Origin of the sequence: Chitinophaga sp. 22620, assembly GCF_052044405.1 — a bacterium.
Classification (GTDB): Bacteria; Bacteroidota; Bacteroidia; order Chitinophagales; family Chitinophagaceae; genus Chitinophaga.
The window spans coordinates 666,326-682,310 of sequence record NZ_JBQEMV010000002.1 but is presented as its reverse complement, the minus strand read 5'-3'; the positions used below and the strand labels follow the sequence as shown (position 1 = coordinate 682,310).

Sequence of the window (15,985 nt, the reverse complement as noted above, 5' to 3'; positions counted from 1 at the left end):
TTTATTCCTGTTTCAGAACTACTTCAGCAATTTTTCCAGCCTGGCGAGCCTTTCTTCCAGCGATTTCACTTTCTCTTCCAGTGCTTCGTTCTTTTTGCTCAGTTCCTGCATGGCTTTAATGGTAATAGCCAGTGAGCTGTTTGTATCGAACTTGTTATGATCCTTTGTAGAGAAATGCCAGTCTGAGCTGTCAGCAATGATGCCGAAGTGAATGTTATGCTCTTTATCTGCTTTGTATGTAAACTCTTTTATAGCAAGACCATTGATCAGCGGCAACGCGGGCTCATTGAAGTCGCTGATATTATCTTTCAGCGCGGCCATAGACGATTGAAAGAAACCTGTAGCGTAAACAGCGCCGCTGGCATCACGCTTCGCCAGCGTGTTGGCGGTACCCGTGGTGGCTACCGGCTGGTTGCCTGCATGCCAGAGGGTATGTTGCGTGGTGCCGCCATTGGGAGAATATGCGGGATCCCCGCTGAAATTGAGATAAATACTTTTATCGGAAGCCGCTGTACCGTTGGATGCAGTGAGCACGGCCTGTCCTGCCGCACCTACGGTGAGGCGGGCAGAGTAATTTACACTGGACACGCTGCGGGTTACATCCAGGTTATAGGCGGTAGTGACGCCCGCGCCTCCTAATGTGATATTGCCGCCGGGCACGGTCACGCTGCCCCCGTTGATCCTTGCATTGCCGGTTACTACCATTCCGGTGGAATTAAGCCTCAGTTTTTCAGAAAGCCCTACGCCGGAAGAAACAGTCTGGAAACTGATGTATGTAGGATGAGAGGTTCCGCTCGTCCACGCACTCTCCGAAGCCGCCTGCACCTGGGCTCCAACGGCATAAGTTGCGCCGGTGGTATTCGCGCCCCAGAGAAAACCTCCCAGGCGGTGATCCGCTGCGGAGGGCACACCGGAATTATACATTCTCAAAAAGGCCCCGGAGTTTGCGGCCATGGCTGTAGTATTTTGAATGGCGATACCATTAGCGGTAGCGCTTTGCACATGCAGGTCGAATAAAGGATTGGTAGTGCCTATACCCACGGCTCCCCCAGGTGTTATGCGCATTCTTTCAGGCTGTAAAGTGCCGCCAGTACCGGCTCCCGTATAGAAGGCCATGGCCCCCAGGCCGGTAGTATGGCCTCCCGCGTACAGGTTGATCTGTGCGCCTCTTGCAGAACCTGCACCGGTGGCGCCGCCGATCAGCTGCAGCGCACCGGTGGTACTGTTGCTGATCACGCTTGCTCCCGCGGCTCCAACACCCCATAATTCAGGGGCATATAGCCTGGTATCCGTCCTGAGCGTTCCGGAGATCCAGGCATTGGCGGTTTGGGCGGCGTCATCCTGGTTGTGCACGTAATTACCGGAGCCAGTAATAGGGGCCGCTCCAAGGTCTGCCAATACCTGCGCAGCAGTGCGGCTGCTTACCAGACCTCCGTTGGAGGTCAGGAATAACGTGCCGGCAGTGGCTTGGGCCGGGATGTTATTGAGCACAAGTCCGGCACTGGAAAGGCCCGCCAGGCTCGTTGTGTTTGCATACCATTTAAACCCGCCGACCGCGGAGCCAGCGCTATGCCAGATGGTGCCCGATTCAATACCGATCGCATAATCGGCGGTGGTGGCCGTTAAGCTGGGGTACAACGTGATCTTGGTACCTATGCTTCTTGTACCGACAGTTGGGGCGCCTATACCCGCATTATTGAAAAGCAACTGGTTGGAAGCGGCTCCCGTGAGCGCAATATTTCCGGCCACCTGCAATTTGTTGAGGGCATCGTCTGTAGTAGTTCCCATCAGCACATTCCCTCCTGCGTTTATCCTCATTCTTTCCACGCCGGAAGAATACAGTGCGAATGGGTGGGCCGTAGCGGTGCCGGCTATACCAACATTTCCGGTGGCATATGTCAGATAGGAGATCACGGTGCCGTTTGTGGAAGTGACGCCGCCAATAGATTTGATATTGCCATTCACCAACAGTTTCGAGCCATCGGCGATGGTCGTACCCAGCAATAGGTTGCCATCGTGCATCAGCCTCATTTTATTGGCCAATACGCCGTTCGAACGGGTGTTAAAATCGAGATATCCGTTTTCAGCCGCAGCGGTATTGGTTCCAATCACACCCCATATTTGCGCATAAGATACCGGGGCAGAAGCGCTGTTCAATGCATTGAACCTCACACCACCTGTAGCCCCTAAAGCGGTATTGACAGTCCTGTTAAGGTTCAATCCTTCGCCGCCTTCTGCAAAAATATCGGCCGCTCCTGTGGTTGCATCGGTTTCCATCCGTTTTACCCATGCAGTGCCGTCATGTATCCAGGTGGCAAGGCCAGGCGTTGCATCGCTATTAAGCTGAAAATTAACACCCCTGGTACCCGCTGCATTATATAGTAAAAAACCTGGTACCAATGAAACAGAACCGTCTTTTTGTATAACAGCAGCGCCGTTTAATCTGTAAGTCGCAGATTGAGCAGAAACATTTTGATTATGTATATAATTACCGGAACCACTTAAAGGTGCTGCCCCGATGTCTGATAGTATCTGTGCGGCTGTGCGTGATTGGATCAAACCTGCAGTATGCGTTAAAAAAGTCGTCCCGGCTGTACCGAGTGCAGGAATGTTTGAAACGGTAACGCCTGATCCGCTGCCTGACAAAATATTTGGGAACGCAAACGCCCCGCTTGCAAATAAATCAAAACTACGCTGCCACGCCGCTCCATTGTGTGACCACATCGCGAGGCCAGGATTCACATCGCCGTTGAGTTGCAATTGGACACCTCTTGTAAGAGCCGCATTATACAAACTAAAACCTCCCTGAACTGCGCTACTACCGTCCCTGCTGACCAGGAAGTAATTACTTACCCGGCCTGTATTGGTCCAGAAATTTGCGGCGGTCTGAAGCGCTGCTGACTGGTTTTGAATATAGTTGGCAGAGCTTGATGCCGGGGCTCCGCCGATATCGGATAACACCTGAGCGGGAGTTCTCGTTTGAACCACCCCGGAGCTATGGGTTAAAAAAGTAGCGGCTGCCGTGCCCAGCGCGGGAATGCTCCCTATGTCCAGCGTGCCGGCGGTAGTTACCCCGGCTGAGTTGCCCGTGAGGATATTCGGATACTGAAATGAACCGTCTGCAGAAATTTCCGCCCGCTTCATCCAGTTCGTTCCGTCGTGTATCCAGGTGGCCAGGCCTGGGGTGGCATCGCCGTTCAGCTGCAAATTCGCGCCCCTGTCCAGCGCTGCATTGGCCAGTGTAAATGCATTGGCAATGGTTGCGGATCCGTTGCGCGCTATCTGGAAGCTCCCGTTGGTTCTGCCTACCTGTGAGATGTAAAAGTTAGCGGATTGCGCCGAGGCAAGATCATTTTTGATGTAGCTGTTGGAGCCAGACAACGGGGCAGCCCCAATATCCGCCAGCAATTGCGCTGCCGAGCGGCTGCTCACAGTACCTCCGTTGGATGTAAGGTAAAGCGTGGCCGCTGTGGCCTGCGCGGGGATGTTCGTAATATTCACCTGCCCCCGGAACGTCGCGTTCTTGTTGGCGGCCAGCGTTAAAGCCGAATTTAATTCTTCCGTTACAGCGCCTCCCGTCACAAAATTCAGATAGCCTGCCACATCGGAGGCGGCGATATAGTTTGCCCCGTTCCTGCTGAAATCGATCGTGGTGCCTGATTTAAACGACAAGTTAGCAGTGCTGCCGGTATTGGTCATATCCCCATTCGAAAATATTTCCAGCCGTTTTGCCCATGCCGTGCCATTGTGTATCCAGGTAGCCAGGCCCGGAGTGGCATCGCCGTTCAGCTGCATGTTCACCCCCCTGCTCATGGCCAGGTTGGTGAATTGGAGTGACGCCTGAAAAGCGTTGGAACCGTTTTTAGCAAAAGCGCCAAAGCCGCCGATATTAAAATTGGCGGACTGTATGGCCGCAGACTGGTTCTGTACAAAGCTTCCCGTCTGCACGACTGGCGCATTGATGGTATAGGTCACTCCTTTTTTCACATACAGGATATTATCACCGTTGCGGTAAATGGTATCCACTCCCCCGATACCCGAGAGGCTGGAAAGGTTCAGCGTATCCTGCCCGGTGATAGCGATCTGGTTATTCCCCACTGTTTCGAGCCTGATGCGGCGGAACTCCGTACGCCCGTTCCCTTTGTTGTAAAGGTAACCTGCTACGCCCCGGGTACGGTTCTCGATGATCAGTTCCGCAGTGTCGCATACGTTATAGATACGCACACTGTCTGCGCGGATCTGGTATACGTGCTGGGAATAAGCCTTTCCTGTGCAGAGCAACAGGATCACAAGGAAAATTTTAGCAGTCTTTATCATGTCGGTAGGTTACTTCTGAAATTCTAACTTTATATTTTTGTAAGTTTTTTCTTGCCGGTCCTTAATTGGATACTTCGATCGTTATTCCCGAATTGACGTTCGTCGGAATCGGGATGTGAGTGGAGCTTGTACCATTCACCAAATAACTTGAATACCATGCTCCATCCACATAGACGTTTACGTACAGCTCAAAAAAAGCAGTTGCAGTATGCAATGTGAAATAATTCCCGGGTGCGTACTCCAGCTCCACAATTTCATGCGCAGGCATCTGATAGGATATGCCGCCGTATTCGGCGGACATGTTTCCGTCGCTGGTATAATTGCTGAGGATGATCTTAACCGGGGTCCGGCAAATGGAGCCACCCCGGTAACTTTGGGAAGTGAACAACAGCTTCAGATCATCTTCACTGGCGGCATTCCCCAATTCGGAGGGTGTATTGTTATACACTTCACAACCCAGTGAAGCCGGGCCGGTTTGCGTATTCCGGGCTCTCAGCTCGATGGTATGCGATCCCGCGGTAAGTGTAACGGGAAGGATATGCCACAATAAAAATGCGTCTTCCTGGACGTTGTCCGGGTTATTCATGGCTGCGATCAACAACCCGTCGATATACAGCTCGAATAAATTATCCGCGCCCACGCCGATGTAGTAAGTTTTGGCAACCGGGGCCGTGAAACTCCCGCTTATGGACATCCATACACTGGTGCCCACCGTATTGTTGCATTGCCATACGCCGCACCTGTTCAACGCCCCGCTCCATACAGATTCAGTTGCAGCAAATGTGGATGCGGAGGAAGCAGGAATACCCGCACTATCCGGCGAGCTTGCCGGAACGGGAAACGGCTGCATTTTGAGAGCGGAATCCAAATTGCTTTTCACCACGCTCCGCAAGGCCATGGCAGACTGCTGGGTAACCGGCGGGGTGGCGCAATATTCGGCGCCCAACGCCGCCGACGGATTCCATAAAGGATTGGTGGTGCCGCCGAGCCGCTGCCGGTTGAATGAATTAAAATACACGTTGAACCCGGGCTGGTAAAGCCAGCTGCCGCATGCGCCGTAGGATTCGTAGTCTGCCTGGCAGGCGGGGTCGTAGTATTCGTTGCAGGGCAATACTTTAGGGATAGGCACCAGCTCGCTCCACCAGGGCATACGGCCAGGTTCCGCCGGCAGCATGTTCTCCACCAGGTGCAGCCATGTTTTGGCTTCGGTGGCGTTGATGCAATAATCGTCCAGCGGAATAGTCGTTCCGGTCTTTTGCTGGAAGTATCCTTCCGTTACCTTGTCGCGTATGAAGCGGTGGGTAACGAGGCGGTCCTGGGCATAGGCGGCGGAGGCGAGTCCGCATATCATAAGTATCAGGGATAGGATACGTTTCATTCTTCGAGTCGTTGCCTTTTTTATTAAGCTTAGTTCAGGATTTTAGTTAATCAGATTAACATCTAGCTCTAAGCAATTTCCTAAATGTTCATTTACTTTTAATGGGTTTAAAAAATTCATAAACCTTTCCGATTGAATACTATTCCCATAAGTACTGGAAAATGAAAATATGTAACTGTCGTTTTCAAATATGATTTTCACGCCATAAGGATTTAAATCTTCCTCTCCAATATTAAGCAGAATGATACTTTTGATTTCCCTGCCAATTTTATCGCCTAATGTAGAGTTAGCGTTTACGAGAAAAACCTCGTTTTTGAGAATGGGCAGATTAGTATCAGAATGATGCATCCAAAAAGAAATTCTCCCTTCGATTTCCGAAAGAACATAATCATGGGTTTCTTTACTAATTTCTTTAACCAAAATAGAATATTGGTTGTCGTCCGTATCAATCAGAAGACATTCTCCCGTTTCCAACTCTAAAATCAAGGCCAAAATTATATTCCTTGGATTATCTTCTCCTAAGGGCGGCCACATCACCACGTAAATTCCGGATACGGTTTTCCCTACAATCATTTTAAGCAACTGTATGGAGTTACCAAGGCTCGTAACGTTTTTATTAATTTTCATTAGTTTTCTCAATTACGGTTGCTGAACTAAATTTCTTATTTCCGCCAGCATTATCAGCTGCTGTGATGTAATTCCCTGTCGCTTTATCAGTTACCACAATATTATCTCCTTTTCGATAAAAAAGCGCATCGGGAAATGTGTCATCCCATTTCCCTGACCTAATCTCGTCCGCATTCTTTACAAATGCGGTGGCCGCATCTTTTAACCTTTGAATATTTGCAGGCTTTTGTAACTCTTGAGCTGTGCCCTCAACACCTAGATATTTTGCATGTTTAATTAGATGCCCAATCGTATTCTTGTTACCAAAGGAGATAATGCGTGGCAATCGCATACAATCGTTATGAACCAGAATGCCACTTTCTGAAACAAAATAGGTATGATAGTCCGCTACATTTAAATTATAAACTATCGCCGAGGTATCTTTTTTGAAAAATTTATTTAATACAACTGTTTTATGTCCATTAAATCGGGTAACACTATCACCCGGTAAAATGTCCTTTAATGGAACCCATTTATCTCTTAACCAAAAAGGATGCTCTTCGGTTCCCCATATCGTATCCGCTTCAATTTCTATTCCTTGCAATTTTGTCGTCGTCTTTTTCATCGAGACAAGTACTGGTTGATATTTCACTGTGTGAGAAACAATATCAAAAGCTAAAACGGAATCTCCAACCTGAACTGCTTGAATCTGCTTTAACCCTTTATTTGTCAATATCAATGTACCTTCGACAAAACAAACGCCTCCAATCACTTTTTTCATTGGCTGGAAGCCTTTCCCGAAAAACTTACCAAGTTCATCAGAACTACTATTAGGGCTAACATCTTCCGGTCCGGGATTCAGAATTCCTGCAATAAAAGCTCCGGCTTCACCAAAAAGTACAGGATTGGTGATCGCAAACCAACCCAACTTAGAAACTCCCGCACCTATAAGAGGCGCCGCCGGCGCGAGACCAGCTCCAAGTGCAATAACATTAGCTGTTTTAGCCATTCCATCACTTAAATCATACAATGCATGTCCCTGTCTAAATGGTTCCCAATGATCCCCCCTCCACCAATAAAACCGCTTCGATTCAAGCCCTTTCATTATACCACTATTGATAATATAAGGCTGGGCAAATATCCAGGTTCTATTGTCCAGATAAATTAATTCCCCATTTCCATCCACAGGTATTACTTTGGTATAGCGCCTCGTGTCTCCAAGGTTACCATAGGGCTCGGCTCCATCTAAATCAATCGCATTTGTTGGCGTATTCCCAGCAAATTGATAAGGAGTGTAATAAGAATATTTCGCTGTTAATGGATCAATAGACAAGAACTTGCCAATCCTCGGATCATAAATCCTCATTCCGTAATCCTGCTGATTCCCCTCACCTTTTACCTCGTTATCATTTTCCTTCCCATTAAACCCATAACGATAAGCTTCTGAAGCAAAACTCCTTCCCACCATCTGCATTCCAAAAGGATAATAATCCTGCGCCGAAAGCACCTCCGCGAGGTAATAATTAACTTCGCCACTACCATCATCAACCCCTTTTTTACTATCCCGAATTGTTGCCAGCACATTTCCTAAATGGTTACTCAATTCAAATATCTTATTCCTCCTATTATAATTGGTTTTATCTCCTACTCCTATCGAAGGTAATATTATAGGGTTCCCGTTATTTCCTGACTCTACATCCAAATTTTGTTCCTGCAAGCCGATTCTACTGTCGCCATATAAGTGAATTTCACGCTGAGTCAGCTTTCCACTATTGTAATTACTATCATCCTCTACATACAAGCTCATTACATTTCCCGCAGCATCACGGACGTAACGGGTTTCCGCGTTTCCTACCAGTTTGCCGATGCGGTTTCCGGCCTGGTCATATTTATATGTAATTACAACACCGCCTGGTTTAGCGATCTTGCTGATCTTACCATAGACAGTCCATTCCACACTCAGACCCTCCTGCTGGTCGGAAACCAGGTTACCATTCTTATCATACGTATAGTTACCGCTTTGCTGGTTGTCAATATCTTCCGTGTAGGCATTACCCGGAATAGAATCGGTTATATAACCGAGCTGGTTGGAGCCGGCAAGATAATGATACTGAAGGCTATCCATACCCAATGGCTTACCAGCCCAGGTCACATTACCGTTCCGCTTATAGCTAAGGATATTGCCATTCGGGTCATAAGAAACACGTTCCTCAAAGTCAGAAACAGAAATTGGGCTCCAGTTATTAGTAGAAGCGTCCAGGTTTTTCGCCACATCATACCTCGTAATGCGGTTAAGCACATCATATCCGTATTTGTACAGCAATGGCTCGCTCAACTTAGGAATATTAACGCTCATCGAGCTGATATTCCCGTTGTACAATGGTTGGAAAGTCCCTTCAGGCCGAGCGAAAGGATGTTTTTGTGAATTAACGGGCTTATATTCATCTTCCCCGAAATAATTCAGGGCAAATCCCATCGCATCCCTGGCGGTGACACCGGCTGTATTCCCGTCGCCTCCCATATCAAATACCGGTGTAAGAGAAGTCGCATTCACGCCTTTCAGCCAGCCCTGCAGGGTATAAGCGAAGTCTATTCCCTGCACCTGTTGCTGCCCGATGATGGTTCTGGCCAGAGGGCCATGCCTGTAATATTGATAGTACGCATCATTCTCCCAATACACACTATCACGGCTGGTTCCCACATTTACGATACGATTATCCGCGTTATAACTATACCGATGATAATATGCATCCGCCTGCCCAGGCTGGTAATTTACCTGGTTTACTTTACCGCTTGCTAAATCATACTCATAAGTAATCTTCTTAAACCTGTTAGATATATCCGAAGTCGTCCTCGAATTATAATCCTGCACCAATGTCTTCACATTTCCCAATATATCATAACTGTAAAACGATCCCGAAGCCCTGTCTCCTGCTGCCAGGTCTGATGCATTTTCGTACATGGCAGCCCACGAAACCCGGTTCCTCAAATTCTCCGCATCCAAAGCTAGCCCCGCAAACGGCGTATGGGGCAGATCATAAACCGTCTTACTTATCTGTGTCCTGCTGCCAGCCGCATTCGTCAGCCAAGCGCCAAGGTCACCAGTACTCATGGAGATAACATCCGTCATGGGATTACCACTGGTCAGCTCCCCAACTTCAGTAATACGCCCCATCGGGTCGTACAAAATATAACTATACTTATTCGCTAACACCTGTTGTGCATTTTGCGACGCCGCCATCCTCCCTAACCTGTCATACCAGAAGTGCGAAATCCCGGCATCCGGCGTTTTCTGCCCCACTATCTGGTCCAAGGTATTATATCTATACTGCGTCGCCATCCCATGCGGCGGCGCCAGCCGCTCGCCGGCCTGCCTTGCTACCGCCACACTATCCAGCCAGCTGCGTTCCCTTCTCTTCACTACGCCGGCAGGCGGAACAGTTTTCACGAGGTTGCCTGCCTGGTCGTAATAATAGAGCGTGTAATGATATTCGCTGGAAGTATAGGTGACTGCGAAACGCTCCAGGCTCTCCGCCTCCAGCGCTTTCCTGATATATCCGGATACAAAATCGTTCGTTACGGAATCCACGTAATAGTTGTACTTCACGGAGCCCGCGCTTACCGCGAAATAAGTGCTGTCTGTACAGTTCGTCACATTCTCCAGCTCCACGGGGAAGAAAACAGGCGCCGCGTTGCCGCAGAGCATGATGCGGTCGTTCACTTCGTAGCAGGTATCCAGGCCAGGGCAGTTCATCACCAGGCGGTTCAGCGGGGTAAGGAAGGTCTCCACTATGTTCACCATGCTTACCTGTTTGCTGGAAAGCGACACGATCTGCTGGGCGGCCGCTGTTCTGCGGATGCCCGAAGCGGTGATATCAGACGAATTGAGAACGACAGCAGTGTCGCTGCAACCGGAGCGGCCGTCGGCGCCGGCTAGCATCAGCAGGGCAGACTGGTCGTTGTATTCACCAGCGCCCGCCAGTGTACCGTCAGGATCCTGCAGGATGCGGCGCAGGCGGTCCGTTCCGCCGTTCCTCGATCTTTTGGTCCATTGCACGGAATTATCCGTGCGCAGTTTGTGCCAGTAAACGTCCTGGCTGGACTGTGCGGCATAATAACCGCCGTCCAGTGCGGGGCTGATGGTGAAGGACCGGACGTCCAGGCTGCCCGGGCTCTCCAGCTTGGTGATGTTCGTGATGGCGCCGCCGCCGGTCAGGTCCATCAGTACGCCGTTGCCATTGGAGCCACCGGCGCCGGCAATATTCACCATGACCATTTTATACCCTGCCGCGGTTTTAAGCAGGTTACCCGCGATATTATCTTTCCCTTCGAGGTCGTATTGCGAAACGTCCAGCACTAAGCCGGTGTTTTTATTCAGCTTCATCAGCACGGCATCATAATCGGCGCCTTCCATGATGGACGATGCCGCTACCAGCGTGTCCCCGTTCTCAAGGATGCTGAGGGACTGCCTCGGCGCCGCGGAGCCGGTCTGGGTCATCCATTTCAGTTCTCCTTCCGCAGTGAATACACCGGCCACCCAGTCTGTACTAACGCCTGTTGCGCTGCGAAGGCCGGCAAAGGCGAAATGCCCGTTCTGCAGCGGGAGGATGTCCGTTCCACGGCCGCCATGGGTTTCACCGAAATCTACTACCCGGTTCCATTGCACGTTGCCGACGGAATCGAGCTTGAGCACCATCGCCGCTCCCCTGTCGTAACAATAGGAATAAGTGCTGCCGGTGATAATGAACCCGCTGTCTGCAGTGGTTCTGAGCCTGGTAAACTCGTCGTCCATCTCGGCGCCGAAAGTTTTGGCCCAGATGAAATTGCCGAGACTGTCTGTTTTAATGAGATAACCGTCTTTTCCGCCGCTGCCTATACCCGTGGTGGAACCGGCAAGAATATAACCGTTATCCGCAGTGCGCTGGATGTCGTTGATCACATTATTGCCGCCGTTGGTATAAGCGCTCACCAGCCTTTTTGAAGCCGGATCGCCGGGGATGCACACCATATCGCTGTGAATCGGCCGGGGCACATCGCAGCTGTCCATGAAACCGATATATTCCCAGCCTTGTTTACCATACCCGAAGCGGTTGTTCATATACCGGGTGAACAGTTCGTTCTTTGCCAGCTGGAGCGAATCCAGCAGGGTATAATCCGGCTCCATCAAGGGATATGCTTCCAGGTATTGATCGTATGCCAGCTTCACTTCATCGCAGCTTACGCAAGGCGGCGCCGTGCGGCACTGGATGAGCACGGGAATGGTAACAGGCACGGGCAGGTAATGGCAGTCCGCCATACCGCCGGGCGAGCACGCATCCAGCAATATATTGAGATTGGCCTGCGATACATTGATCTTGCGCGTACGGTTCAGGTAAGCGGCCAGCGTAGTGTCCGCGGCTGTTCCCATCTTGCCGTACTCCAGGTTCAGGCCCTGCAACGTGCGGCATTCGCAATCATCGGGCCGGTTATAGCTGAGCTTGTCGCCACCCGGGGGCTGCTTGCCATATGCAAGCGGCATCGTGATCAGCTGCGGATTGCATTGGAGGGAATTGGCGATGTTGTGCTGGGCGTTATATTCATTGATCACGTCTTCAAAGCTCCTGTAACGGTAGGTGGAAGAAGGCTTCACCGTACCGGATCCGCGGGGATGGTCGCGGTCCGCACCCTGGCGGCAAACTTCTTTGAGGCGGGGAATGATGATGTTGTTCAGATCGGCAACGGGATAATTGCAGGGAGCCAGCTGCTGTACCCATGCGGCTATCCACGCATCGCAGTTATCGTTATACATCTGCTGCTCGCGTTCGTCCGCCATCTGTTTCAGTGCGGCTTCAGACAGGTTGCCGCCAGTGATGCCGCCCACGCCGGACTGCGCCATTAAGTAACCCGGGCTTTGAATGCGCGGCTCGTAGCCCATCAGTGAAAGGTCTGCAGCAGAGGATGTGCAGCTTACGTCGTTGACTACCTTGCCGATAATATTTTTCCTGGCGTTGAGGTACATACCCCTGAAATGCCTCCAGGCCATATCCAGGTCTGCCGGGCACATGGCAGTGCTGTCGAAGGCGAACTGCGGCCTGCGGTTATCATAAAGGCACTGGTTATCTTTTGCATCGCATTTTACGAGCGCGCCGGCTGTGCTCCAGGCAGAATACCTGGCCCAGGGGCGGTTCAGCGAATCGTTGAGGGAATTGCGGTATGCCAGTGTAACGGCCAGGGGATCGCCGCCATGCGGGAAGGGGATGCTGTCCAGGTTGGTCGGGTTCAGGAAACCGAGCGCCTTTGCTTCCTGGTAAGTATCCGTTGCTTCAAATTTCTTTTCCCACTCAATGCCCTGCCTGAATTTTTCATATTCCACCAGCCTGCAATATTCGGGATGGAAACGCAGGAGGCTTTCTGCCCACGATGGTTTGAAAGTGCTGATATAAGATTCGGGAGACAGTTGCTGCGGGATCATCCTCGTGCCGCTCAGCGGATCTGTGACTGTATCGCGCCGGCCGGTTTCGTTGGTGTACAGTATATCCGTCCGCTGATAAACCGGGGTAGCGCCGGGCACATCCCTGTAAAAAATAGAATACCGTTTATCTTTGTTCTCCAGGCTTGCGTACTGGCCGGACGGCGGGGTCATATCCAGCAGCATGAACTGCCGTATTTTATCAATGATATTCGTTTTGTCGCACAGATCGTCGCAGGCTGAGATGGCGCTGTTGTATGCGGCCAGCGCTTCTGTTCTGTAAGCGGCAGTATCCGCCACAGGGATGCCCGATTCATTCATATACCGTGTGCGGTAGGTATTCCAGTCGCCGATACCGTCAAGACAGGTCTGGCAATCAGGCAGGCAGGCGGCATTTCGCTGGATCACTTTTTCTGCCTCCACCATTTCTTCCAGCGTGGTGCATACGTTGGTCATCAGGAATATACTGTCCCTGTAATATGCCAGCGCTTCCTGGTTGATGGTAAGGGTTTTGCTGATCTCGTAGCTGCCTCTTTCGAGGTAAATGGAAAAGTCCACATTGATCGGGCGCGGCGCGGAACAATCCACCAGCAGGCTGTCCGGGTGGAAATTACGGATGATCGTATCGAACGGCCTGCCGCCAAGGTGCAGGTTGTTCACGTTATCTGTGATCCTGATACGGAGATCGTAAATGCCGCTGTAACAAACCGTGTTGTTGTTGCAATCCTTTTTGCTGAACACCGGCGGCACCAGCTGGTATTTGAAATAGTACATACCAGCCACACCAACGGTTTGCGAATGGCGGCTTTCCATAACGTTTTCACGCAGGATATTCTTGCCTGCGCCGGACAGCGAATCTGTTACAATCAATACTTCTTTGGAAGGCAGATCGTCCAGCACCGCGCTCTGGGGCGATGCGAGCAGGGCGGTGGCAACGGTGCGGCCGCGCATATCCAGGTAGCTTACGGCAGCCTGGCCATTGGGGTCTATCGTTGTGTTCTTGGAATAATGATAAGCGAGGCCTGCTTCCGTACCGAAGATCGCGTCAAGATCTTCCTGGGTAGGTACGTTGTAATAATATTTCGTTTCGTGGTTGCTGCCCAGCTTAAAGGCAGGGCCAACACCGCCCTGGCGGGAGATACGGCCGGTATTGTCCTGCGTATATTCTGTTTCAGCAAATGCCCTGCCTTCACCATCGGGAATGAACTGGTGGATACCGGAAGATTTCAGCGGGTTATTGTCTGAATAATACTGGTTGGCGCCGGAGCTTTTGCCCATTGGAGCCGCGCTGCCTGTGAGGTATTCTTCGGTACCGGCAATGTAGTCGTAATGATCTTTGTCGTATTCCGCTCCATTAATGTCGCTGTTGAAGCGGGGGGTATATTTGATGATCTTGTCCAGCGTAGGGGCAGGAAGCACCTGGATGGCCGGGCGGCCCTGGTAGTCATAGAAGCTCTCCGCTACTACGGTAGTTCCCGTCGTATTATCTTTTGTGACGGTCTGTCTGCCACGCAGGCTGCCGTCGAAGTATTCGGTAACAACTTTCCTTTTGCCGTCTTCAGCAAAAACGATATTGGACTGCCAGTTCAAACCTGTTTCGTGCCCGCCAAACCCGAATTCGCCTGTACCGCCAGGGTACGCCGAACTCCATGCGGTTTCCACGCGCTGATCATTTTCCTTTACCTGCACCGCCCTCACCCTGAAGAACAGCTTTCCCTTCCCATCATACATCAGGGGAATGGCGTAAGTATTTTCAGCCAGGCTTACCCTGGTGGTGTTATTGTCAAAGACCAGGGCGGGGTTCAGTGGCTGGCCGAAACGCGCAGACGTGAGGGTGCTCGAATCCACGTATGTCCATTCGAGGTCGTAGCCATCGGCTCCCTGCACTACGGGCCAGTTTACACGCAGCTCGTCGGGACTGCTTTCGGCGGGGGCCTGCCAGGCAATCGTTTTTACAGCGTCGGCGGTACAGGAAAGTATGTACACCGGCTGCACTTCCATTTCATTGTCCAGCTGCAGCAGCTCCAGCATGCCGGCGGGTACGGTCACATCCAGCACCTTCACCCTTACCCGGTGGGCATTGCTGAATACGAAGCTGCTTCGCATAGTATATGGATGCGAGGTATCGTAGTTGATAACCAGCGCCTGGTCTACCGAATCGTACACGCTGCCGCTGCCATAGTAATACAGCCTTACGGAAGCGGTAGCCTGGAAATTTCCAGGGATATATTTGCTGGAATATTCATTGATCCGGAAGGTGATGATGTTCCTTACTTTGTAAGGCGTGTCCAGCTTTCCGGCCAGGGCAGGGTTATAAAAAGCGCTGTCAGACACTTCCAGGACGGAGTCTTTGGCCAGCTGGCCTGCGGCGCCGTCCAGCGTCTTTTTCAGCACAATGCTCTTCCTGTTCTGCGCACCGGCTTCAGAGGCTGCAAGCAGCAAGCAGACCAACAGGGTCAGGATACCGGGATATTTCTGTGGGAACAATTTCATAGGTTATCGGGACTATAAATTGGTCGATGCTTTAAAAATTGTATAATCGCTGTAGGCAGGGGTGGTTTTTAATTCATCCCCTTCCCTGTAAAAGAAACTCTTCTCGTCAAACCGTGCCACATCGCCACCGGGTTTCCGGTATCCTTCAAAATACATGGCCACTATGGCGTATTCACCAAAAGCGCTGGCGGCCCCGGCAGACAGTTCACCCAGCCCTCCCCTGATCATTTCGGTTCTGACGGTGTACCGGATGGATTTTACCAGTCCTTTTTCAAGGTCCATTTCCATTTCTATCTTACGGCAGGGCGCCTGCTCGCCGAAGCTCATCAGCAATCTTTTGCCATGGGGCACTATCTCTGTACTGAAGGACTGTATGCTGCCCTGGCTGATCATGGCCCGTACCTGCTGGAAGGGATCAACCGGCGCCATGGGAAAGGCCCTGGAGAGATACATCAGTTTGTCGTCGCGGAACATGACGATCACATACCGGCTGTTGCTCACGCAAACCACGTTCGCCAGTTCATAGCGGTTGCCTGCTTTTGTTACCTCCATTTTTCCTTTCACAGAATCCAGGATGGCAAGCGGCCTGCTTTCATCGGCATAGGTATACCGCATGTCGAACGCCAGCTCCTTATCGTGGAACATTGCCTGCACCTGCTTTATTTCATTGAACAGCCTGACCGTATCTATCGCCTGGGCCTTCAGGGCCTGGGCGAAAAAGATCATCAAAATGGTTATTACCG

General features: G+C 51.0%; 5 protein-coding genes. All 5 read right to left on the bottom strand.

Features of this window, described 5'->3' with window-relative positions:
- Positions 1-18 precede the first annotated feature (18 nt).
- Positions 19-4,317, bottom strand: a complete 4,299-nt coding sequence (locus tag ACTJIK_RS12470; RefSeq protein ID WP_440646685.1) for a tail fiber domain-containing protein — start codon at positions 4,315-4,317, stop codon at positions 19-21.
- Positions 4,318-4,378: 61 nt separating this feature from the next.
- A complete protein-coding gene (locus tag ACTJIK_RS12465; RefSeq protein ID WP_440646684.1) occupies positions 4,379-5,695 on the bottom strand; it encodes a hypothetical protein in 1,317 nt (438 codons plus the stop codon).
- A gap of 42 nt (positions 5,696-5,737) precedes the next feature.
- On the bottom strand, positions 5,738-6,322 hold the full coding sequence (locus ACTJIK_RS12460; protein ID WP_440646683.1) for a hypothetical protein: 585 nt from the start codon (positions 6,320-6,322) through the stop codon (positions 5,738-5,740).
- Positions 6,312-15,242 (bottom strand): polymorphic toxin-type HINT domain-containing protein, encoded by an 8,931-nt coding sequence (locus tag ACTJIK_RS12455; protein ID WP_440646682.1) that lies wholly within the window; start codon positions 15,240-15,242, stop codon positions 6,312-6,314. Before ACTJIK_RS12455 ends, ACTJIK_RS12460 begins: the two co-directional genes overlap by 11 nt.
- Positions 15,243-15,254: 12 nt before the next feature.
- On the bottom strand, positions 15,255-15,968 hold the full coding sequence (locus ACTJIK_RS12450) for a hypothetical protein (protein WP_440646681.1): 714 nt from the start codon (positions 15,966-15,968) through the stop codon (positions 15,255-15,257).
- Between the last annotated feature and the right edge of the window lie 17 nt (positions 15,969-15,985).